This is a genomic window from Sulfuricurvum sp. (assembly GCF_023229695.1).
Classification (GTDB): Bacteria; Campylobacterota; Campylobacteria; order Campylobacterales; family Sulfurimonadaceae; genus Sulfuricurvum.
Genome location: NZ_JALNYS010000024.1, coordinates 1,177 through 19,846 on the forward strand (window position 1 = coordinate 1,177; position 18,670 = coordinate 19,846).

Annotated in this window: 24 protein-coding genes; 7 read left to right on the top strand and 17 right to left on the bottom strand. The window is 46.7% G+C overall.

What is annotated here, in order from left to right; all coding sequences use genetic code 11:
• Positions 1-61: 61 nt before the first annotated feature.
• Positions 62-217: a hypothetical protein gene (locus M0P91_RS14170; RefSeq protein WP_295068841.1), complete on the bottom strand. Its 156-nt coding sequence runs from the start codon at positions 215-217 to the stop codon at positions 62-64.
• Between the two features lie 181 nt (positions 218-398).
• On the opposite strand from M0P91_RS14170, the gene M0P91_RS14175 reads away from it, so the two are divergent.
• Positions 399-626 carry a CopG family transcriptional regulator gene (locus tag M0P91_RS14175; RefSeq protein ID WP_295068843.1) on the top strand — a complete coding sequence of 76 codons (228 nt, stop codon included), beginning with the start codon at positions 399-401 and terminating at the stop codon, positions 624-626.
• Positions 627-637: 11 nt separating this feature from the next.
• Here M0P91_RS14175 and M0P91_RS14180 read toward each other — a convergent pair whose 3' ends face one another.
• Together M0P91_RS14180 and M0P91_RS14185 are read right to left on the bottom strand one after the other, a co-directional pair.
• Positions 638-1,054: a HEPN domain-containing protein gene (locus M0P91_RS14180; protein WP_295068846.1), complete on the bottom strand. Its 417-nt coding sequence runs from the start codon at positions 1,052-1,054 to the stop codon at positions 638-640.
• Entirely contained in the window at positions 1,035-1,370 is a 336-nt protein-coding gene (locus tag M0P91_RS14185) for a nucleotidyltransferase domain-containing protein (protein WP_295068849.1), read from the bottom strand. Before M0P91_RS14185 ends, M0P91_RS14180 begins: the two co-directional genes overlap by 20 nt.
• 164 nt (positions 1,371-1,534) lie before the next feature.
• On the opposite strand from M0P91_RS14185, the gene M0P91_RS14190 reads away from it, so the two are divergent.
• Genes M0P91_RS14190 through M0P91_RS14200 form a run of 3 tightly spaced genes read left to right on the top strand, consistent with a single transcriptional unit; the run spans position 1,535 to position 2,605 of the window.
• Entirely contained in the window at positions 1,535-1,723 is a 189-nt protein-coding gene (locus M0P91_RS14190) for a hypothetical protein (RefSeq protein WP_295068851.1), read from the top strand.
• A complete protein-coding gene (locus M0P91_RS14195) occupies positions 1,708-2,013 on the top strand; it encodes a type II toxin-antitoxin system RelE/ParE family toxin (RefSeq protein WP_295068854.1) in 306 nt (101 codons plus the stop codon). The genes M0P91_RS14190 and M0P91_RS14195 overlap by 16 nt, the downstream gene beginning before the upstream one ends.
• On the top strand, positions 1,994-2,605 hold the full coding sequence (locus tag M0P91_RS14200) for a hypothetical protein (protein WP_295068856.1): 612 nt from the start codon (positions 1,994-1,996) through the stop codon (positions 2,603-2,605). The genes M0P91_RS14195 and M0P91_RS14200 overlap by 20 nt, the downstream gene beginning before the upstream one ends.
• Here M0P91_RS14200 and M0P91_RS14205 read toward each other — a convergent pair.
• Positions 2,602-3,975: a PLP-dependent aminotransferase family protein gene (locus tag M0P91_RS14205; protein WP_295068859.1), complete on the bottom strand. Its 1,374-nt coding sequence runs from the start codon at positions 3,973-3,975 to the stop codon at positions 2,602-2,604. The two genes, M0P91_RS14200 and M0P91_RS14205, sit on opposite strands and share 4 nt — an antisense overlap.
• Positions 3,976-4,064: 89 nt before the next feature.
• On the opposite strand from M0P91_RS14205, the gene M0P91_RS14210 reads away from it, so the two are divergent.
• Positions 4,065-4,679 (top strand): pyridoxamine 5'-phosphate oxidase family protein, encoded by a 615-nt coding sequence (locus M0P91_RS14210; RefSeq protein ID WP_295068862.1) that lies wholly within the window; start codon positions 4,065-4,067, stop codon positions 4,677-4,679.
• The gene (locus tag M0P91_RS14215) at positions 4,676-5,431 is read left to right on the top strand and encodes an arylamine N-acetyltransferase (protein ID WP_295068865.1); all 756 of its coding nucleotides are present in this window, start codon (positions 4,676-4,678) and stop codon (positions 5,429-5,431) included. Before M0P91_RS14210 ends, M0P91_RS14215 begins: the two co-directional genes overlap by 4 nt.
• A gap of 136 nt (positions 5,432-5,567) precedes the next feature.
• Here the strand turns inward: M0P91_RS14215 and M0P91_RS14220 are convergent, their stop codons facing one another.
• From M0P91_RS14220 to M0P91_RS14270, 11 genes are all read right to left on the bottom strand, one after another.
• Entirely contained in the window at positions 5,568-6,344 is a 777-nt protein-coding gene (locus M0P91_RS14220; protein WP_295068867.1) for a TOBE domain-containing protein, read from the bottom strand.
• 9 nt (positions 6,345-6,353) lie between these two features.
• Complete coding sequence (locus M0P91_RS14225) at positions 6,354-6,890, bottom strand: hypothetical protein (protein ID WP_295068870.1); 537 nt, start codon at positions 6,888-6,890, stop codon at positions 6,354-6,356.
• 143 nt (positions 6,891-7,033) lie between these two features.
• Positions 7,034-7,825 carry a shikimate dehydrogenase gene (locus tag M0P91_RS14230; RefSeq protein ID WP_295068873.1) on the bottom strand — a complete coding sequence of 264 codons (792 nt, stop codon included), beginning with the start codon at positions 7,823-7,825 and terminating at the stop codon, positions 7,034-7,036.
• Positions 7,822-9,234, bottom strand: coding sequence for an anthranilate synthase component I family protein (locus M0P91_RS14235; RefSeq protein ID WP_295068875.1), 1,413 nt, complete (start codon positions 9,232-9,234; stop codon positions 7,822-7,824). Before M0P91_RS14235 ends, M0P91_RS14230 begins: the two co-directional genes overlap by 4 nt.
• 1 nt (position 9,235) lies before the next feature.
• On the bottom strand, positions 9,236-10,132 hold the full coding sequence (locus tag M0P91_RS14240) for an SPOR domain-containing protein (RefSeq protein ID WP_295068878.1): 897 nt from the start codon (positions 10,130-10,132) through the stop codon (positions 9,236-9,238).
• A gap of 45 nt (positions 10,133-10,177) precedes the next feature.
• Positions 10,178-10,720, bottom strand: a complete 543-nt coding sequence (locus tag M0P91_RS14245; RefSeq protein WP_295068881.1) for a DUF1882 domain-containing protein — start codon at positions 10,718-10,720, stop codon at positions 10,178-10,180.
• A 222-nt stretch (positions 10,721-10,942) separates the two neighbouring features.
• On the bottom strand, positions 10,943-12,190 hold the full coding sequence (locus M0P91_RS14250) for a serine hydroxymethyltransferase (protein ID WP_295068884.1): 1,248 nt from the start codon (positions 12,188-12,190) through the stop codon (positions 10,943-10,945).
• Positions 12,187-13,704 (bottom strand): lysine--tRNA ligase, encoded by a 1,518-nt coding sequence (lysS, locus tag M0P91_RS14255; RefSeq protein WP_295068887.1) that lies wholly within the window; start codon positions 13,702-13,704, stop codon positions 12,187-12,189. The genes M0P91_RS14250 and lysS overlap by 4 nt, the downstream gene beginning before the upstream one ends.
• 11 nt (positions 13,705-13,715) lie before the next feature.
• A complete protein-coding gene (locus M0P91_RS14260; protein WP_295068890.1) occupies positions 13,716-14,201 on the bottom strand; it encodes a Fur family transcriptional regulator in 486 nt (161 codons plus the stop codon).
• Between the two features lie 2 nt (positions 14,202-14,203).
• Positions 14,204-14,761, bottom strand: coding sequence for a CvpA family protein (locus tag M0P91_RS14265; protein ID WP_295068893.1), 558 nt, complete (start codon positions 14,759-14,761; stop codon positions 14,204-14,206).
• Positions 14,761-15,690, bottom strand: a complete 930-nt coding sequence (locus M0P91_RS14270; RefSeq protein WP_295068896.1) for a diguanylate cyclase — start codon at positions 15,688-15,690, stop codon at positions 14,761-14,763. Before M0P91_RS14270 ends, M0P91_RS14265 begins: the two co-directional genes overlap by 1 nt.
• A gap of 160 nt (positions 15,691-15,850) precedes the next feature.
• Here M0P91_RS14270 and M0P91_RS14275 point away from each other — a divergent pair, with 160 nt between their 5' ends.
• Positions 15,851-17,197 (top strand): class II 3-deoxy-7-phosphoheptulonate synthase, encoded by a 1,347-nt coding sequence (locus M0P91_RS14275; RefSeq protein ID WP_295068898.1) that lies wholly within the window; start codon positions 15,851-15,853, stop codon positions 17,195-17,197.
• A gap of 61 nt (positions 17,198-17,258) precedes the next feature.
• Here the strand turns inward: M0P91_RS14275 and M0P91_RS14280 are convergent, their stop codons facing one another.
• Both M0P91_RS14280 and M0P91_RS14285 read right to left on the bottom strand, forming a co-directional pair.
• A complete protein-coding gene (locus M0P91_RS14280) occupies positions 17,259-18,329 on the bottom strand; it encodes a type IV pilus twitching motility protein PilT (protein WP_295068901.1) in 1,071 nt (356 codons plus the stop codon).
• Positions 18,326-18,670, bottom strand: coding sequence for an arsenate reductase family protein (locus tag M0P91_RS14285; RefSeq protein WP_295068904.1), 345 nt, complete (start codon positions 18,668-18,670; stop codon positions 18,326-18,328). The genes M0P91_RS14280 and M0P91_RS14285 overlap by 4 nt, the downstream gene beginning before the upstream one ends.

Here is an 18,670-nt window from a genome sequence, read left to right on the forward strand (position 1 = left end):
GATCAGATGTTTGTGAAATTAGCATGAAGTGGCAGTGGAAACCGATTCAAAATCGCGAATGCTATTTGACGAGCCACTCTTTAGCTGCTACTTCATTGCTCTCTTCGGTAGGTGTTCCGTAAGCGTAGGAACCGAACAGGATGATTTTATCGGGATCGAGAGGTTTGAGGGGGAGCGTTAGAAATTCTGTGTCAATCCAGTAGAATAAACTACTCAAGGACAGACACATGGAACTAACACTCGACACACAAGCAATATCGTCTCGCTCCCAAGCTCCAGCTTGGGAGTGTATACGTTAGTCTGCATTCCCAATGAGGACGTTGGGAACGAGGGAAAAAATATTTCAGCATTCGAGTGATGACTCCCAAAGAATTTTATCCCTTATTAGGAGGTGTACAATGAATTTCGTACTACGGATTCCCGATTATTACCGACATGAGATCGAAGCCCTAAAAGGCGATGTATCCATCAATCAGTTTATTATTTCGGCATTGAGTGAAAAGATCGCTTCATTGCGAACGGAAGAGTATCTGCAAGAGCGTGCAAATCGCGGTTCACGTGCTCATGCACTTTCAATGCTCAAAAATGCCCCTGATGTGAAGCCCGTAGAGGGAGATGGGGTTTAAAACTCGTATGTTCAGTTCGGCTCTGATTTGATTTCTTGGGTAGAGATATTGAGTAGCGTGCAGACGCGATCTAAAAGTTGATCGGCGAACTCTAACACCTTTTTGATTTCGTCTCTGGAAGGAAGTTTTCTATGGGGAGTGGGATAAGAACCTTTGATATGATATTTAGTAATAATACTGAGTAACACGGACTCTTCATCTGAGAATACCATATATGCTTTAACAAGTTCAGCAATCTCAAGTAGATTATGGGTTTTGAGTATTTTTTTATTTTCGTATGCTAAAAAAGATTTTAGCGTTATTTCAATAGCATAATGCAAATCTACACCAATGGTATCTGTATAGTGATTTGCATCGTACAAAATTCTTCCAGAGCTATAGTGATGCCAAGCTTTAGTAAGCCACTCTTTAGCTGCTGCTGCGTTCATAAAAAACTTTACCTTTTTCCAAAATATCTATTTTATAAAAGTAATCTTCCCTTGCATTTAAAAAGCTACTTGAAGCTGAAAGTATGTCAAACCCAATATGGTACTTAGAGATAAGGTCTCTCGTATTCATCATTGCTTCTATTTCGTATTGATCATAGGCATCGTCACTCAGACCATTTTTGACTAAAAACAGATCAATATCGCTCTCTTCGGTAGGTGTTCCGTAAGCGTAGGAGCCAAACAGAATGATTTTATCGGGATCGAGTGGTTTGAGACGTTCGACGATTTCATGTTTGATTACTTCGATATCGACCATCTGATCCCTCCTGTTTTGTAATGAGTTATTATACCTCAAAACCTATTCTCCGTTATTGTGTGAAATCCTTAAGGGCTTGATACGATATTTTGCCATTAATATTTAATGCTTGTCATGTATGAAAAAAACAACTATGCTATAATTTTGATAAAAAGGGAGTATTCATGGTAGCTGTAAAACAAGAAGCACAACAAATGATTCAAAATCTTCCCGATAATTGTACGTATGAAGATATACAATACCATCTGTATGTGGTGGAAAAAATCAAAAACGGTATTGACCGCGCTCAAAAAGGGGAAACTTCATCCCATGAAGAAGCAAAAGCAAGAATGGCTAAATGGCTATCACATTAGAGTGGTCGAATGAGGCACTCGAAGATATAGAATCCATCGCTACGTATATCGAAAAAGACTCCCCCGCCTATGCAAAATCCGTTGTATCAAAATTTTTTGAAAAAGCTGAAATTATAAAAGACTTTATCGAGATAGGTCGCAAAGTTCCTGAACTTAATGATAGTAATATTCGAGAAATATTTGTCTATAGCTACAGATTAATTTATAAAATCGATTCTAATACTGTTTTATTTGTAGCTGTAATACATGGCAAACGACTTCTTGAAAATCATGAAAAAAGTTATGGTTAAAGGAAGAAATTATATGAAATATGCTGATGATTATTCTGGATATGGCAATGAAATTTTATATAAGATGTGCCAAAATAAGCTGTACCATAACGATCTCGATGTTGTTGAATCTAAACTTTGGATTATTGGCAGAGCATATGCTGCTTCTATAGAACGGAAAGCTGGTAAAGATTTTGATATTAAAGTAGCGGCTCAGATTTTAATTGATTCAGAAATAGATAAAAAGATTGCTAATCTAAACTCTATAGGTAGAATCAACAGCAATCATGTAGATGAGCTGCTTGATACTCACAACTATATGATGCAATTATTAAAATTAGCAACTGGTGTGGACAAGCGTTCGCTAGCTTCTAAATATCTTCATTTTCATGCGCCAATGTCGGTATTCATTTATGATTCTATTGTAAGGAATAATTTAAGAGACAGATTGCGAAAGATTGGAAAAAATAGGTTTCCTATTTCAAAAAAATATGATGATGAATATGAATCACATGTAAAAAGGTGTATATCTTATAGAGACAGTGTGTATGAGAATGAGTTGGGTTTATTGGCAACCCCGAGAAAATTAGATTCTCATCTTTATGGATATTAATTATCTTTCAAACTCTCCAACACCTCCGAAAATGCTCTAACGGCGGGTTCAATCTCCTCCATTTTGAATCCGCCGAATCCCATCCGCAAAGCATCCCACTCACCCCCTGAGTAATCTTTTGCTGCGTAGAGTTTGATCCCCGCTTCTTCGGCATATTTGCGCAAAACATCATAATCGATGTCGGAAGTAGGGCGGATATTGATCGAGAGACCTCCCCCTTCGCTGAGGATGAGTATCGAATCGCCCAAATATTTCGTGAGCATCTGTTTCATCAGGTCGTGTTTCTTGCGGTTTAGGTTTCGTACTCGTCGCAGATGACGTTCCCAATGCCCCTCGCGCATGAACAGCTCTAGTGTCTTTTGGGTCATGAGGCTGACCCGTGCGAATGCGCCGTGAAAGGAGCGGTATCGGTCCATCAGATGACGTGGCAGTACGATATATCCGACACGCAAGGCAGGGGAGAGAGCTTTTGCAAAGGTGCCGATGTAGATGACTCTCTCACTACTGTCGAGTCCTTGGAGTGAGGGGATAGGGCGGGAGCGGTAGGTGAGTTCGCTGTCGTAGTCGTCTTCGATGATGTAGCCGTCGTTCTCTTTTGCCCATGCGAGGAGTTTCAGACGGTTGGTGATGGGCATCGCCGCACCTGTGGGGTACTGGTGCGAGGGGGTGATGTAGACCACGCGCGCATCGGACGCGGATAGCTCATCGATGAGGAGTCCGTTCTCATCAACCCCTATGGGGGTAATATCATAATGTCGGTGGGCGAAAACCTTTCGGGAAATATGGTAGCCGGGATGTTCGATAGCAAAATGGGGGTGGGTCGGGCGGAGAATATCGGCGATCATACTCATCGCGTCGATAAATGCCCCCGTAACGATAATGTGTGAAGCGTCACACCGCACGCCACGCAGTTCGGTCAAATACCGTGCTATTTCAGCTCTCAATCCAATTTCTCCTTGCGGGTCGGAGTAGGCACCAAAATCGAGAGAGTCGTCTATAGCGCGATTATAGAGCCGTTTCCAAAGTTTGAGGGGAAAGACCTCTTTGGAGAGGCGGACGGGGTAAAAGTTGTAGCGGTAGGTGAGGGCGGGGGTGTCGGTAGCTACTGGCGTCGCAGGTTTCCCCAGCGGATTAAAATCGGCATCGGCGACGTAATAACCGCTTTTGGGACGGCTCTCGATGTAGCCTTCCGCGTAGAGTTGGCTATAGGCGGATTCGACGGTGTTTTTGCTGATGCGATACTCTTGGGAGATTTTGCGGATTGAGGGGAGTTTACTCCCGATAGCAAGAGTGGTCGTGATGTCGTGTTTGAGTGCTTCATAGAGCTGGATGTGTAAAGGAATATCCGAAGTTGCGTCGAGGAGATACATAAACTGACCTCATAATTAGTAAATATTTTGTCACTTGTACACAGTGCAGATTGGCGATATAGTATCACAAAATTTTTGAGGAAAACGATATGAGACGATCAGAATTTGAAGTCACAGACCCGCAAGCCATCGAATCAGTATTAAGCGAATGCGAGTACGGGGTATTGTCGCTTATGAGCAGTGGTGAGCCGTATGGAGTTGCGGTTAACTTCGCCTATCGTGAGGGGGCGGTGTACTTTCACGGCAGTAGAGAAGGGCGAAAAGTCGAAGCGATAGGTGAGGGTGCGAAGGTGGCGTTTTTGGTCGTAAAGCCGTATGCCTATATCCCGTCGTATTTCAGCGATACGAGTGCGGCATATCCCGCGACACAGTTTTTTACCTCGGTGCATATCAGCGGTGAAGCGTTACGGGTAAGAGATGAGCGAGAAAAAGCGTTCGGATTGACTGCTCTGATGGAGAAAATGCAGCCTGAGGGAAAATACGATCCCATCGATGCGGCCAATCCGATTTATACAAAAGTGCTGGAACAAACGGGCGTATACAAGATAGTGCCGAACGTGATGACCCTCAAAGTCAAAGCGGGGCAAAATTTACCGAAAGAGCGGTACGATACCCTTATCAAACACATAGAAGAGCGAAACGGCATAATGGACAAAGAAACAATCCAGTTGATGCAAAACGCCCACACCAAGGAATCTCGATGACAGCCGAAAATTTTAATCTCACAGACTACCTTTCCCGTATCGGCTACGATGGGGAAGTGCATCCTGATGTTGCGACACTCACTCAGCTAGTACAAAAGCAACTACGAAGTATCCCGTTTGAAAATACTGAGGTTCAGGCGGGGAGAATCCCCTCACTGGTTCCCGAAGATATTGTGAACAAAGTGCTATTGCATGGGCGTGGCGGGTACTGCTACGAGATCAACGGAATCTTTGCGATGGCACTCACCGCCATCGGGTTCGAGTGGTATTTCGCCGGAGCGCGACCGATGTTTTATCCGATGCGCCGACCAAAAACCCACATGGTGGTGATCGTCCGCATCAAAGGGAGAGATTATCTCTGTGATACGGGATTCGGCGGATACGCACTGCGCGCACCGATGGAGATTGTGGAGGGTGAAGCGGTGCAGGACGGTGATCGTTTCCGCATGGAGCGGGTCGATGGGGAATATGTCCTAAGCTCTTTAATACAGGGAGAATGGCAACGACAATACGGTTTTGCCCTTCAACCGCAAGAGTGGATCGAGTTTAGCCTCGCGAACTATTTTAACGCCACTCATCCCGATACCATTTTTACTCAAAAGAAACTCGCGATCATGCAAACACCTAATGGGCGTAAGATTCTCGTGGATAATGAGTTGAAGTTGATCGAAAATGGGGAATTGGAAAAACTCGAAGTGGAGTATGAGAGTGCGTTAAAAGAGTATTTCGGGTTGGAGTTATTTGAAAAATAAACCGATGAAACCGTTTTTAGAAGCAACCGACATAATCGATTTTACCCATCCGAGTGTTGTGTAGGTTATAACCGAATCTGAGCTGGATGCCCGATCTACCCTAAAGGGCACGTGAGGCCGGGAATGACGAGAAAGTTTACAGCCCGATAATAATATGCAGCGGCGAAACAACGGCATAAGCACGCATACCGATCTGCAGTTTCTGGAGAGCATCGTGTTTTTCGAGGGCGATGAGGAGGGTCCCGCCCTGGAGACGAAGAGCGATTTCGGTATTTTCCCCCGACGATTCCAACGATTCGATGGTGCCGGAGAGGAGATTGTCGGCAGTGTCGGCAGAGGGAGGTGACGAGACGATGGAAATGTCGCTGGATTTGATAATCGCATAAGCGTCGCAACCGATACTCAGCCCCATGTTTTCGACCGATTTGGCCGTAATGGTGGAACGGAGGATATCGGAGCCGCTGAGGGCGAGGGTGAGGGTGCAGTGGAGTCCGTTTGTCTCGATGTTCCGCACGGTAGCAGGGAGCTGATTGCGCGCGCTGGTAGTGAGAAACGTGCGGCTGAGGATGCGGGCGAGACGTTCGGGATCGTTGCCGGCTTCGGCAAAACGGTCGATGAATTGGCGATGGAGTTCACCCAGCCGATGAAACGTGGCAATGAGTTCACGGGCATAGGGGGTAAGTTTGGTCCCTCCACCTCCTCGCCCCCCTGTGAGGCGTTCGATGAGCGGTTGGCTTGCTAGGGCGTTCATTCCGTTGATCCGTTCCCATGCCGCCTTGTAGCTCATTTTCATGGCTTTGGCGGCGGCATTGATGGAACCGGTCTGATCGATGAGCTCCAGGAGCTCAATTCTCCCTGAGCCTAAAAAACTTTGACCCTCCTTGGTAAGCCAGAAACGTCCGTCAATCTTCACGAGACCTCTTTATTCGCCGTTTTCTTCGTTGGTTGCTACACCATTGGCAGGCGAATCGGTGAAATTGAGGATCTTTTTCGTTACGTTGACGGGGCAGAAAAAGAAAATTTCAAAGATGGGGTTCATAACGGTGGTCTCATCATCGATAATATTAAACGCTTTAAAGCTGAACCCTTTGCCGTCGGATTCATTGTTCATTGAGATTGTAAAAGTTAACGGCCCAAGTGAGCGGAGCATATTGGTAATTTTTTTGAAATTTTTATCCTCTTGGGCGGCCATCAGATTCGGGCTCTCTTCGGTACGGGCATTCATTTGGGTACTGAGGAGGGCAAGATTGTCGCGATGGACATTTTTATTCCATTTGATAACCCCTTTAGGGAATCGGAGCAGTGAAGTTTTAGAGATCAACGGATGGGGAGAGGTCTTTTTAATCGTCTCTAAAAGTTTTAAAAAAGAGTTTTTTCCACCCATATTGGCAGCATACGCAAGGAGTTGATCGCGAAGAAGAATTTTGTCAGCACTGGATAGCTGATGAAAATGGCACATAGTGGGCCCTTGCATTAAGATGCGCTATTATAGCGGATTCTTAGAGCGATAAGCCCCTTAGTGTGAGTTACGCACCTTGCCTTAGCAGGTATTTGAAGGGGAATTAATCTCCCGGGCATTGCGTGGAAAGTGCGTAACATCAGTTAATACAAAAAGCTCTTTTGCATCAAGGGTCTGATCTGTTCAACGGAATGGAGCTTATTTAGAAAAAGGTGGTTGGCAAGGAGTCCCTGTTCGAGAAGCATATCGCTTCCGTCTTTATACGGAAGGGCGAGAATTTTGACTTCCTGCAAAAATGGGGTCTCTTTTCCATAAATGACATCCACCGCCCCTTTGGTCTGTGCGAGCAGTTTCTTGAGGAGGGATCGGGGGAGCGGAAGTTCGTCATCACTCAATCCCGCAGAGGTGGTGTTGATGATCAGATCGTACGGCTTTGCGGTAAATTCATCCCAACATAGGGCAGAAAAACCATTCTCTCGGAAAAAATTTAGGCGACCGGATGAGCGGTTGAGGATGGTCGGGGTGATCCCTTCTTGCCGCAAAACCGTAGCAAGTGCACGGGCGGTGCCGCCGGCTCCGAGAATCAGAGCGTTTTGGATCGGACCGAAGGGCTGGATCGCATTGATGAAACCGTCCGCATCGGTGTTGTATCCGATCAATTTCCCATTTTCGTTTATCAGGGTATTGACCGCCTGGATCTTTTGTGCAATGCCGCGCACTTCGTCGCATTGGAGGTATGCGGCCTCTTTGTGAGGGACGGTGACGTTGGCGCCGCTAAGAGCTTTGGCAAAAAAAACGTCGCGGAGTTTCGATCCGTCACGAAGAGGGGAGCGTGTATAACACGCTTTGACCCCCAGCGCCTTAAAGACACTGTTATGCATCAAGGGAGAACGTGAATGTTCAATGGGATCCCCGAAGATGGTGAAAATTTTCATGCGGGGTTGACCAAATCTTCCAACGTACTGGTGAGGGCACCGAGTTTATTGGTCACTTCGAGATATTCAAGCTCGTTTTGCGAATCGGCGACAATGCCGGCTCCCGCCTGCAATATTACATGATCGGGCTTGATGAGGGCAGTACGGATCGTGATCGCGCTGTCCATATTGCCGTCAAATCCGAAATAACCGATCGTTCCGCTGTAAAAGCCGCGCTTTACCCCTTCGAATTGGGCAATCAATTCCATTGCACGGATTTTCGGAGCTCCGGTCATGGTCCCTGCGGTAAAAGTAGCGGCGAGAAGATCAAACATATCTTTATCCTCGCGGAGTGAGGCATGGACATCGGAGACGATGTGCATCACGTGCGAATAACGTTCGACGTGCATCATCTCTTCGACGCGGACACTGCCGGTTTTTGCAATCCTGCCGACATCGTTGCGCCCTAAATCGATCAGCATCAGATGCTCCGCCAGCTCTTTGGGATCGGAGAGGAGCTCTTCTTCAAGTTCCAAATCACGCTGTTTGGTCCCTCCGCGCTTACGGGTGCCGGCGATGGGACGTAAAAGGACATCGCCGTCGCTCAGACGTACCATCACTTCGGGAGAACTGCCGACGATATTGAAGTTTTCGTATTCCATCAGATACATGTAGGGTGAGGGGTTTTTCAGGCGTAAAATACGATAAAAACTAAACGGGTCAACCTGTGCGTGTCGAATATAGCGGTTGGTCATCAGGATTTGGAAAACGTCTCCGCTGCGGATCATTTTTCTGGACTCTTCGACCATCGAAAAAAACTTCTCTTTGGTGTGGATAAACTCGCCCCCCTTATCCTCTTTGATCGGGATCAGAGGCGTGTAGCGGTAAGGGGATTTCAATTCCGCTTCGATCGATGCGAAGCGTCCTTGAATCTCATCGGAGCTTGAAAGCATGGTGATCGTCAGATCTTTATGCGAAACGACAAGGGTGAATTTCGGGAGGATAAGATCCATGTCGGGAGTAGACGTTTGATCTTCCAGATGGGACATCGTTTTTTGAAGGACCGGTTCAAAAACTTGGACCATGTCATAACCGATAAATCCGATAAATCCGTCTACGTAACCGATCTTTAGATCCCGTGTAATGTTGCGGTAGCTTTTTTGATCCAGTTTCGCATAGTAAGATTTTAAAAATTCAAAAGGGGAGATATCCAGAACATTGATTTTTCCCGATCCGTCGGTGTAGGTGGTCGTTTGATCGGCATACACGAGACGCTCACGCGCCCCGATCACAATAATGGTATAGTTCCCCTCACTGTTTCCGGCACTTTCGAATAAAAAACTCACTTCCCCCGGGAAGAGGGTTTTTGTCTTCTCATAAACAGCTATCGGAGCAAACTGATCCAGTGAAAAAGAGAGTGAACGTATCACGTTACCCCTTTGTGATGTAGGCACCCGATTCGATATTTCTTCGAACCGTTCCTAATACATCACGTGCCGCTTTTTCATTTTGGAAAGGGCCGACCATGACTTTGGTTGCCGCACCGCTGGGAATATTCGAATATTTCAATCCGCTTGCATTGAGCCGCTCATAGAGCTGCGGATTGGGGGTTTTGGCAAATGAACCCACCTGGATATAGTAAACGCCTGTTGCACCGGCAGCTTTGGGAGCAGCCGCTTCTGTAGGTTTTGCCGCTGCTTTCTCTACCGGTTTTTCGGCCGGTTTGGCTACGGTTTTTTCGGGAGCTTTTTCCACCGTTTTTGCAACGCTCTTTTCAGCTGCTTTAGGTGTTGATTTGACAATAGCCGGTGCCTGAATTTTTTGTACTTTATCCGGTTTGGTCGATTTAATCGTCGGTGTATTGACAACCGGTTCAGCCGCTTTCGGCGTAACGACAGGGGCAACCGCTTTCGGAGCAGCCGCAGGAGCAGGCACCGGAGCAGCCGCAACACTTTGCGGAATCGGTTTGGACTCAATCATTTGCGGAGCTTGCTGTACGGTCGCAGCCGGAGCATTGGCTTCTTGTTTGATGCGCTGTGCAATCTGTCCTAAATCTTCAGAACCCGCAGCTGTCGTATTCCCCTCCTGAATCACCTCTACCGGTTCGAACAACGGATCATCGATAATTTCGGTTGGAGCAGAAGGTTCCGGTACGGCAGCGGCAGCCGGTGCACTCTCAACGCTTTCACTTTTGAGTGAATTCATAATGACCAGAACAATGATCAAGATCAGAGTAAGCGTCGCAATGGCAAGCAATAATTTTTTGCTGCCGGAGCTCCCCCCCCTTTTATTGAGGATGATGTCGTTGAGTTCGTTTTTTTCTTCCATTTGAGTATCCTTAATGTTGATTCTTACTACGCGATAAAGGCAATGCTACATATGTTTGGACCACGAAGCACCGCGCTCTTTGGCGTAAACTTCGTAGGGGAGATTCAGGATATTATAGTCCGGCGGCAAATCAAGCGTCGGAAAAATTCGCCACTGTTTTGGTTGTTTTGCGGCTAATTTCATCGAAATCATTTTACCCAGTTGATCGGCTTCTTGTAAAGTGGTATGCCCTTTATGGATATAAACGTGTAAATGGCCGGGAGTTTTGGTCTCAAAAGCGGTAAAGTTGATGTATCCCTCTTCCCGGAGGAGCAATTGGGCTTTGTGATAGAATCGCTGAGGATCGTTCCCGTTGTAATCGATGACGATGTTTTCAACTTTGTTGAATTGGTTGATCAGTGAATGGGCAACGGTAATCTGCCCCTTAAGATGTTGATCGATAACGGCCTGAGTAAGCGGCTTATCGATTCTTTCATATTTATTGAAAAAAGTACGCCCTTTGAAATCGATTTTATTCACGACGTTGTCGTGCTTGAGCCAGTAATGATCCGAGATCATTTTTATCAGTTTCATCTCCATCGACGTCATAAATGCGATACCCTCTTTTTAGAATAAGGCGGGTCTTCCCACCCCTTACGTTGGCCGTTTGGCACAGAAAATCAATAGCAAACCTTACGCACCTAGTCTAAACACGTGCGAAAAGGTTAGTAACCTCCCGTATCCGAAAGATACGGGAAGCTTCAGGGGGGTGCAGGGGACAAATTGTCCCCGCCACTTTACGGGCTTTGCCCGGAAAGTGCGTAACATCAGTTAATAGGTGGATTGTTTATAAATAATAAATCCGCGTGCCAGTTCTTTGAGTTCATCTTTGATAGCGGCATGAGCGGCTTCATCTTCGATATTGTCCAAAACATCGGCAATTTTATTGGCGATAATCTCAAACTCTTTCTCTTTCATACCGCGTGATGTCAGGGCAGGGCTTCCGATACGGATACCGCTGGTGACGAACGGTGAACGGGTTTCCCCCGGAACCGTATTTTTATTGACGGTGATCCCCGCACGTCCGAGCGCTGCATCGGCATCTTTTCCGCTGAAGGGTTTATTAAGAAACGACACCAATACAAGATGGTTGTCCGTTCCGCCGCTGACCACATCGTAGCCCCGTTCCATCAATACTTTAGCAAGTACCGCAGCATTTGCTTTGACTTGTTTGGCGTATACTTTCCACTCCGCAGAGAGATTGTATTTAAATCCGACCGCTTTTGCCGCAATGACATGAACCAACGGTCCGCCTTGAAGACCCGGAAAAATTGCGGAATTGACTTTTTTGGCGATCTCTTCGTCATTGGTCATAATCATACCGCCGCGTGGGCCGGCAAGGGTTTTGTGGGTTGTTGTCGTGACAACATGGGCATGAGGGAACGGGCTGGGGTGTTCACCGGCAGCTACGAGACCCGCGATGTGGGCGATATCGGCAAACAAGAGTGCTCCGACCGCATCGGCAATTTCACGGAATGCGGCAAAATCGATTTCGCGGGCATACGCGGATGCGCCGCAGACGATGATTTTAGGCTGAACGATTTTGGCGATATCCATAACACGCTCATAATTGATGCGGCCATCCAGTTCGACACCGTAGGTGAAACTGTGATAGTTTTTACCTGAAAAACTCACTTTTGAACCGTGGGTTAGGTGACCGCCGTGGCTGAGATCCATACCGAGGAGTTTGTCTCCCGCCTGTAAAAGGGCCGCATAAACCGCACCGTTGGCTTGTGAACCTGCATGAGGTTGAACATTGGCGAATTTGCATCCGAACAATTCACAGGCGCGATCAATGGCCAATTGTTCAACACCGTCGGCGTATTCACATCCGCCGTAGTAACGTTTTGCCGGATACCCTTCGGCATACTTGTTGGTAAACACACTTCCCATTGCTTCCATGACGGCCGGAAGGGTAAAGTTTTCCGAAGCGATCATCTCCAGATGGTCGCTTTGACGTTCAAGCTCTTGCTCACACAGGGTATAAATTTCATTATCGAATTCTTTGAGGAAACTCATTCTTCTTCTCCGTTATTAAGTTGGTTGTTGTGTAAAGGTTTCATGGCCGGGAAAAGCAATACGTCCCGAATTGAGTGTTGATTGGTCAGCAGCATGACGAGGCGGTCCATTCCGATCCCCTGACCCGCTGTCGGAGCCATCCCGTAGCTGAGTGCCGTAACGAAATCATCATCCATTTCATGGGCTTCGTCATCGCCGCAAGACTTGGCCGCCATTTGCCCCTCAAAACGTCCCAACTGATCGACCGGATCGTTGAGCTCGCTGAAGGCATTGGCAATTTCACGTCCCGCAATGAAAAGCTCAAAGCGGTCGGTCAGTTCGGGACGCTCGTCATTACGACGTGCAAGCGGTGAAATCTCGACGGGGTAGTGGGTGATAAACGTCGGATTGATCAGTTTGGCTTCGACAAATGCATCAAAAAGTTCCCCTTGAAGCTGCCCGAGATTCATCGCGGTGTTGGCCTCAAGATTTTTCGAACGAAGATAGGCTAAAATCGCCTCTTTATCATTGACGATCTCCTCCGGTACCCCGCCGATGGTGCTGAGGCTTTTGATCAGTTCGATTTCACTGAATTGGTCGAAATCGACCTCAAGTTCACCGTAGGGAAGACGTTTCGGCAGATTTAGATGGTCAAAGAGGTACTCGAAATACTCTTTGGTGATCTCGATCAGGTCTTTATAGGTTTTATAGGCCCAGTAGAATTCGATGGAGGTGAATTCGGGATTATGGGTCGCATCCATCCCCTCATTACGAAAATTGCGGTTGATTTCAAATACCGCTTCAAATCCCCCGACGATGAGCCGTTTCAGATACAGTTCGGGAGCGATACGCAAATAGCGGTCAATTCCCAGAGCATTGTGATGGGTGACAAACGGCTTGGCATTGGCACCGCCGGCGATCGGGTGCATCATCGGGGTTTCGACTTCCAAAAACCCTTTCTCTTCAAAGAAACGGCGGGTGAGGCTGATCACTTTCGAACGGATATGAAACGTCTTGCGTACTTCGGCGTTCATGATTAAATCAAGATAGCGCTGGCGATAACGCATCTCTTTATCCTGAATGCCGTGAAATTTTTCCGGCAGCGGAGAGATCGCTTTGGTCAGTATTTTTAGAGTACCGGCATGAAGGGAAAGCTCTCCGTGCTGGGTGACGAACGGATATCCGCTCACTTCGACAATGTCACCCACCTCGATCAGCTTTTTAAAGACGTCGTTGTAAAAATTCTCCGGAAGATTGTCGCGTGCCACGTAAACCTGAAGCATTCCGCTTTCGTCTTCGATTTTAATAAAACTGGCTTTCCCCATCAAACGGTAAAGTTTGATCCGTCCTGCGACGGTGTAATGGCGGTGTTCGTCTCTTTTCTCCTCTTTGGTGAACAAATCGGAGTTAACGTTGTGAAATTTATCGATAGTAGTATTACGCTCAGAATGGTTTGCGTAGGGATCGATCCCTAATTCTCTGAGTGCATTGGATTTTTCAATCCGTTGCTGTACGTATTGGTTTTCAAATGCCAATGGGATTCCTTTTACTTAGTGGTTTGTGAATGCTGACATGTTTCGCATATGCCGTATATCTGCATGGAGTGCTCTTGCATGATAAAACCGAGATCTTCGGTAATCTTTTTTTGGCGCTGTTCAATCTGCTCATCGACAAATTCGGTAATGGTGCCGCACTCGGTACAGATGATGTGATCGTGATGATCTTTTGCTCCGAGTTCATATTTTTTACCCTGCGCTCCGAAGGAGAGAGAGGTGACCATCTCCGATTCTTCCAGCAAAGAGAGGGTCCGATAAACGGTCGCGATCCCGGTGTTGAGGGTGGGGTGTTTCTCCTGAATCAGATGATGGAGCGCTTCGGGGGTGAGATGTTCATCCGAGCTGTAGAGCATCTCTAAAATGACCTCCCGTTGGATGGTGAATTTGAGGCCGTTATCTTTGAGCAATTGTTTGAAATCACTTAAAAGCTTGTTGTATTCTACGGTCCGTTCCGTAAAATCGGTATAAGCGTTCATGGTTATTTCTCCTTAGCCTGAATGGTGTCGTTTTGATCGCTTTGATTCGTATCGTCAAGAAGAGAGGTGACATCATCCGTTTCAATGTGGAGGATGAAATTCCCTGTCGAAAACATCGGTTCGTAGAACAAACTGCCGGCCATTTTCTCTTCAAAATTTTCACGAATCGCCGATACGCTGAAAAGGGCGTATATGATCACGGAAAGGATAAAGAAAAATTTGCTGCTTCCGATGACAAATCCCAATGCACGGTCAAGTGCCCCCAATCCGCTGAGGGTACTGAGTTTTTTAAATCCGGATCCCAGTGAGACCATTAAAATCCAGAAAATTCCCAATGCAAAAACAAAACCGATGAGATTGACTGCGGTAGGGGTTTCGAAATGAAAGAGGGTTTCGCTCAAAAAGCTACCGATTATCCCCCCCATATGAGAAGCGACGTAAATCCCCCCGACAATACCGACAAGGCCGAAAACTTCTTTTGAAAAACCGTTGAGAAACCCTTTGAGCCCCAGTAACAGAACGATGGAACCCACGGCGACATCAAAATAATTCAAATCCATTAAAACTCCATTTCGAGACGGTCTTTACCGCTGTTTTTTGCTTTGTACAAGGCACTGTCCGAACGGCCTACTAGCGAATCGATGGTATCCCCTTTGACTATTTTGGTGAGGCCGATGCTAAGGGTGACGGCAAGCTGTTTATTCTGAACCAGAGGTTTGTTCTGGCGGCACAAATTCAAAAGGCGCTCAGCGATCAGTTTCGCCCCCTCTTTATCGGTACGGTTGATCAAAATGATAAACTCCTCGCCGCCGAATCGGTATACGCGGTCTCCGTCACGAAGGGCTTTCTTCATGATTTTGGCAATAAAAATCAGTACTTTGTCCCCCACAATATGACCATATCGGTCATTGATCAACTTGAAGTCATCGATATCGATCATTAGGGCGTACATATCATAATTAAAGTGCTCCTTGTAAAGGATGGCGAGGAGATGTTCCTGAAGGGCATGACGATTGTAGGTTTTGGTCAAAGGATCCAACGTGGTTTTAATTTCCAAATTCTTGACTTGATTGGAAAGCTCTTTGATCACTTTGTTGGCACGCTGAACTTCGTGATTGAGATGGTTTTGAATATCGCCGAATTTTTCCGATATTTTTCCGAATTCAATCAAATCGGAAGATACCGATTCTTCTATAAGATCGGCATGTTTTTCGGTAATTTCGGTAAATCTGTTGTTGGTGGTTGAGTACGAATCGATACTTTTCTGGGCAAGCACTTTGTAATCGTTTGCCGAAAATCCGTAATAGCTTTGCAAATCGAGTTCACCGGAAATATAGGCATCCAGCGTCTCTTGCACCGTAGCGGTGATGAGCTCTGAAAATTCGGGTGAGCTAAGGGCCTTTTGGCGTTTTGTTGCAACGTCGAATTGGATCGAAAGTTCTTTGCACAAGTAGGCTAAAAAGGGATTAATCTCGCTGTGTGGCATCATCGACCTTGGGTATCTTAGAGTAGTGCAATTATACTTTTAAAAACATAAATATAACTTTTGAGAGGGTTAATCAGTCCCTTTTTAGGATAAAACGCTAAAATTCGGATACTTTAAAATAAATAAACGTTTTTTGAACGATATAAATATAGGAGATGATGGTATGAGTGTTTGGAGCCGATCGAGCTGGAGAGAGAAACCGATTAAACAGCAGCCTACCTATCCTGATGTAGCTGAACTGGAAAAAATTGAGGCACAACTTCGTAATTATCCGCCGCTTGTTTTTGCCGGGGAGGCGCGTACGTTGAAGAAAAGTCTTGCCGATGTGTGCGAGGGGAGAGCGTTTTTGCTTCAGGGGGGTGACTGCGCCGAGAGTTTTTCAGAGTTTCATGCCCATAATATCCGTGATACGTTTAAAGTTATCATGCAAATGGCTGTTGTTATGACATTCGCCGGAGGGGTCCCTGTCGTTAAGGTGGGGCGTCTGGGGGGGCAGTTTGCCAAACCTCGTTCATCCGATACGGAAACGGTGGAGGGGATAACGTTGCCGAGTTATCGCGGGGATATCATCAACGGTGCCGATTTTACTTCGGAAGCACGTATTCCGGATCCGAAACGGATGGTACAAGCGTACAACCAATCGGCCGCGACACTCAATCTTCTGCGTGCATTTGCATCGGGCGGACTGGCCGATCTTCATCAGGTTCATGCGTGGAACCTCGGGTTTGTGGGACAAAACGAACTGACAAAAAAATACGATGACCTTTCGCGTCAGATTGATGATTCCCTTCGCTTTATGGCGGCATGCGGAATCACGTCGGATACCTACCGAACACTACGTGAGACCGATTTTTATACCTCTCACGAAGCGCTCCTTTTGAATTACGAAGAGGCTTTTACCCGTCAGGATTCATTGACCGGCGAATGGTACGACGTATCGTCTCACATGCTCTGGATCGGTGACCGGACGCGGCAGCTTGACGGTGCCCACGTCGAATTTATGCGGGGAATCCAAAATCCGATCGGAATCAAAGCGGGTCCTTCCATGAGTACGGAGGATCTAATCCGTTTGTGCGATGTTCTTAACCCGAATAATGAAGCGGGGCGTTTAAATATTATTGTCCGTATGGGCGCCGATAAAGTAGCCGACGGAATGCCTGCACTGATTCGTGCGATTGAAAAAGAGGGGAAAAAAGTGCTCTGGAGTTGTGATCCGATGCACGGAAACACGATCACCAGCAACGGGTACAAAACCCGTCCGGTAGATGCCGTCCTCAAAGAGATGAAACAGTTTTTTCAAGTTCACAAAGCGGAGGGGACGTATGCAGGAGGAGTTCATCTGGAGATGACCGGGAAAAATGTGACGGAGTGTCTGGGAGGCTCTTTTGAAATCACATCAGAGAATCTTAAAAGCCGTTACCATACCCACTGTGACCCGAGACTCAATGCCGATCAATCGCTTGAACTTGCTTTTTTAATCGCCGATACCCTTAAGGAAGCGCATCGTTAAGTGCGGATTTTATCCGCTTTTCGGGCCAAGAAGGAAGATTTTCTTCGGCGAGCGTGCGCGATCAGGTTGCGCTGAGGATACGGATCAATTCATCCGGTTTGTTGGAATACTGTATGGCCGTATCTTTGCTGACCATTTTCTTGCGGACAAATTCTACGATTTCCTGCGTCTGGGTCGTCATGTTGGTCACTTGCTGATTCAACTGCATTTGAGAGTAGAGCTGATGCACTTTGTCTTCACGGATAAGATTGGAGATGGCCGGATTGGTAATCATAATCTCTTGTGCGGCGACCCGTCCCCCTCCGATTTTCGGAAGAAGCGCTTGGGAGACTACGGCTATTAGCGATGTCGAGAGCTGTGCGCGTACCTGAGGCTGTTCATCACCCGAGAAAACGTCGATGATACGATTGATTGTCTGAGGGGCGGAGTTGGTGTGCAGGGTTCCGAAAACCAGGTGACCCGTTTCTGCGGCGGTGAGGGCGGCTGAGATCGTTTCACGGTCTCGCATCTCCCCGATCAGGATGATATCGGGGTCTTGCCGCAGGGCGTATTTCAAAGCGGCTGAGAAACTTTTCGTATCGCTCCCGACGTTACGGTGGGAGAAGAGTGATTTTTTATTGGTATGGACAAATTCAACCGGATCTTCGACGGTAATGATATGTCGCGATTCGCTTAGATTGATTTCGTTGAGCATCGCGGCAAGGGTCGTCGACTTACCGCTTCCGGTAGGCCCGGTGACAAGAATCAGCCCTTTTTCCCGTTTGATAATCTCTTTAAAGATTTTTTTGGCATTCAGATCGTCGAGTGAGGGGATATTGACCGGAATGATACGAAACGCGCAGGCGATATCGTCCATCGTTTTGTAATAGTTGGCACGAAACCGGCCGACATCGGGGATAATGATTGAGAAATCGAGTTCGTTGTTCTCTTCAAACGCTTTTTTCTGTTTTTCGGTCAGAAGGGAATACCCCATCTCTTCGATCCCTTTTCCGTCTAATATGGGAAGGTTAAGTGCCACCAGACGTCCGTCAATACGAATCTGGGGTTCGGAACGGCTGACGAGGTGCAAATCCGATGCCTTGTAGGCAACAACACTTTTAAGAAGCTTATGGATATCTAAAGGGGTGCTCATGCTAAAAATATTCCTTCGTATTGGGATGGGTTGAATCCGATCAGCAATTTGCCTTCATACTCGATAACGGGGCGTTTGATGAGACGGTTGTCTTGCGCCATCCACTCAATCTTTCCGTTATCGTCTAGGTTGAGCGATTTTAAATTCAAGGTTCGGTAGGTCGTCCCTTTGGTGTTGAAGAGTGTGGCTACATCGCTCAAGTGAGCCCAATTTCGGATGACGTCGCGGGAAACCGGGGCAGATTTGAAATCATGAAAAGTATACGCAAGGGCGTGTGCATCAAAAAATTGGAACGCCTTTTTAACGCTGCCGCAATTTTTAATTCCGTAAATACAAATCAT

Excerpts from the sequence above, each read along its gene's own strand:
- M0P91_RS14185 (WP_295068849.1), bottom strand. The coding sequence starts at position 1,370 with ATGGTCGATATCGAAGTAATCAAACATGAAATCGTCGAACGTCTCAAA.
- M0P91_RS14265 (WP_295068893.1), bottom strand. The coding sequence starts at position 14,761 with ATGGATTTGAATTATTTTGATGTCGCCGTGGGTTCCATCGTTCTGTTA.
- M0P91_RS14285 (WP_295068904.1), bottom strand. The coding sequence starts at position 18,670 with ATGATTTGTATTTACGGAATTAAAAATTGCGGCAGCGTTAAAAAGGCG.
- M0P91_RS14200 (WP_295068856.1), top strand. The coding sequence starts at position 1,994 with ATGAAAAAAGTTATGGTTAAAGGAAGAAATTATATGAAATATGCTGAT.
- M0P91_RS14210 (WP_295068862.1), top strand. The coding sequence starts at position 4,065 with ATGAGACGATCAGAATTTGAAGTCACAGACCCGCAAGCCATCGAATCA.
- M0P91_RS14195 (WP_295068854.1), top strand. The coding sequence starts at position 1,708 with ATGGCTATCACATTAGAGTGGTCGAATGAGGCACTCGAAGATATAGAA.
- M0P91_RS14225 (WP_295068870.1), bottom strand. The coding sequence starts at position 6,890 with ATGTGCCATTTTCATCAGCTATCCAGTGCTGACAAAATTCTTCTTCGC.
- M0P91_RS14175 (WP_295068843.1), top strand. The coding sequence starts at position 399 with ATGAATTTCGTACTACGGATTCCCGATTATTACCGACATGAGATCGAA.
- M0P91_RS14205 (WP_295068859.1), bottom strand. The coding sequence starts at position 3,975 with ATGTATCTCCTCGACGCAACTTCGGATATTCCTTTACACATCCAGCTC.
- M0P91_RS14280 (WP_295068901.1), bottom strand. The coding sequence starts at position 18,329 with ATGAGCACCCCTTTAGATATCCATAAGCTTCTTAAAAGTGTTGTTGCC.
- M0P91_RS14240 (WP_295068878.1), bottom strand. The coding sequence starts at position 10,132 with ATGGAAGAAAAAAACGAACTCAACGACATCATCCTCAATAAAAGGGGG.
- M0P91_RS14270 (WP_295068896.1), bottom strand. The coding sequence starts at position 15,690 with ATGATGCCACACAGCGAGATTAATCCCTTTTTAGCCTACTTGTGCAAA.
- M0P91_RS14260 (WP_295068890.1), bottom strand. The coding sequence starts at position 14,201 with ATGAACGCTTATACCGATTTTACGGAACGGACCGTAGAATACAACAAG.
- M0P91_RS14245 (WP_295068881.1), bottom strand. The coding sequence starts at position 10,720 with ATGACGTCGATGGAGATGAAACTGATAAAAATGATCTCGGATCATTAC.
- M0P91_RS14230 (WP_295068873.1), bottom strand. The coding sequence starts at position 7,825 with ATGAAAATTTTCACCATCTTCGGGGATCCCATTGAACATTCACGTTCT.
- M0P91_RS14215 (WP_295068865.1), top strand. The coding sequence starts at position 4,676 with ATGACAGCCGAAAATTTTAATCTCACAGACTACCTTTCCCGTATCGGC.
- M0P91_RS14180 (WP_295068846.1), bottom strand. The coding sequence starts at position 1,054 with ATGAACGCAGCAGCAGCTAAAGAGTGGCTTACTAAAGCTTGGCATCAC.
- M0P91_RS14190 (WP_295068851.1), top strand. The coding sequence starts at position 1,535 with ATGGTAGCTGTAAAACAAGAAGCACAACAAATGATTCAAAATCTTCCC.
- M0P91_RS14250 (WP_295068884.1), bottom strand. The coding sequence starts at position 12,190 with ATGAGTTTCCTCAAAGAATTCGATAATGAAATTTATACCCTGTGTGAG.
- M0P91_RS14275 (WP_295068898.1), top strand. The coding sequence starts at position 15,851 with ATGAGTGTTTGGAGCCGATCGAGCTGGAGAGAGAAACCGATTAAACAG.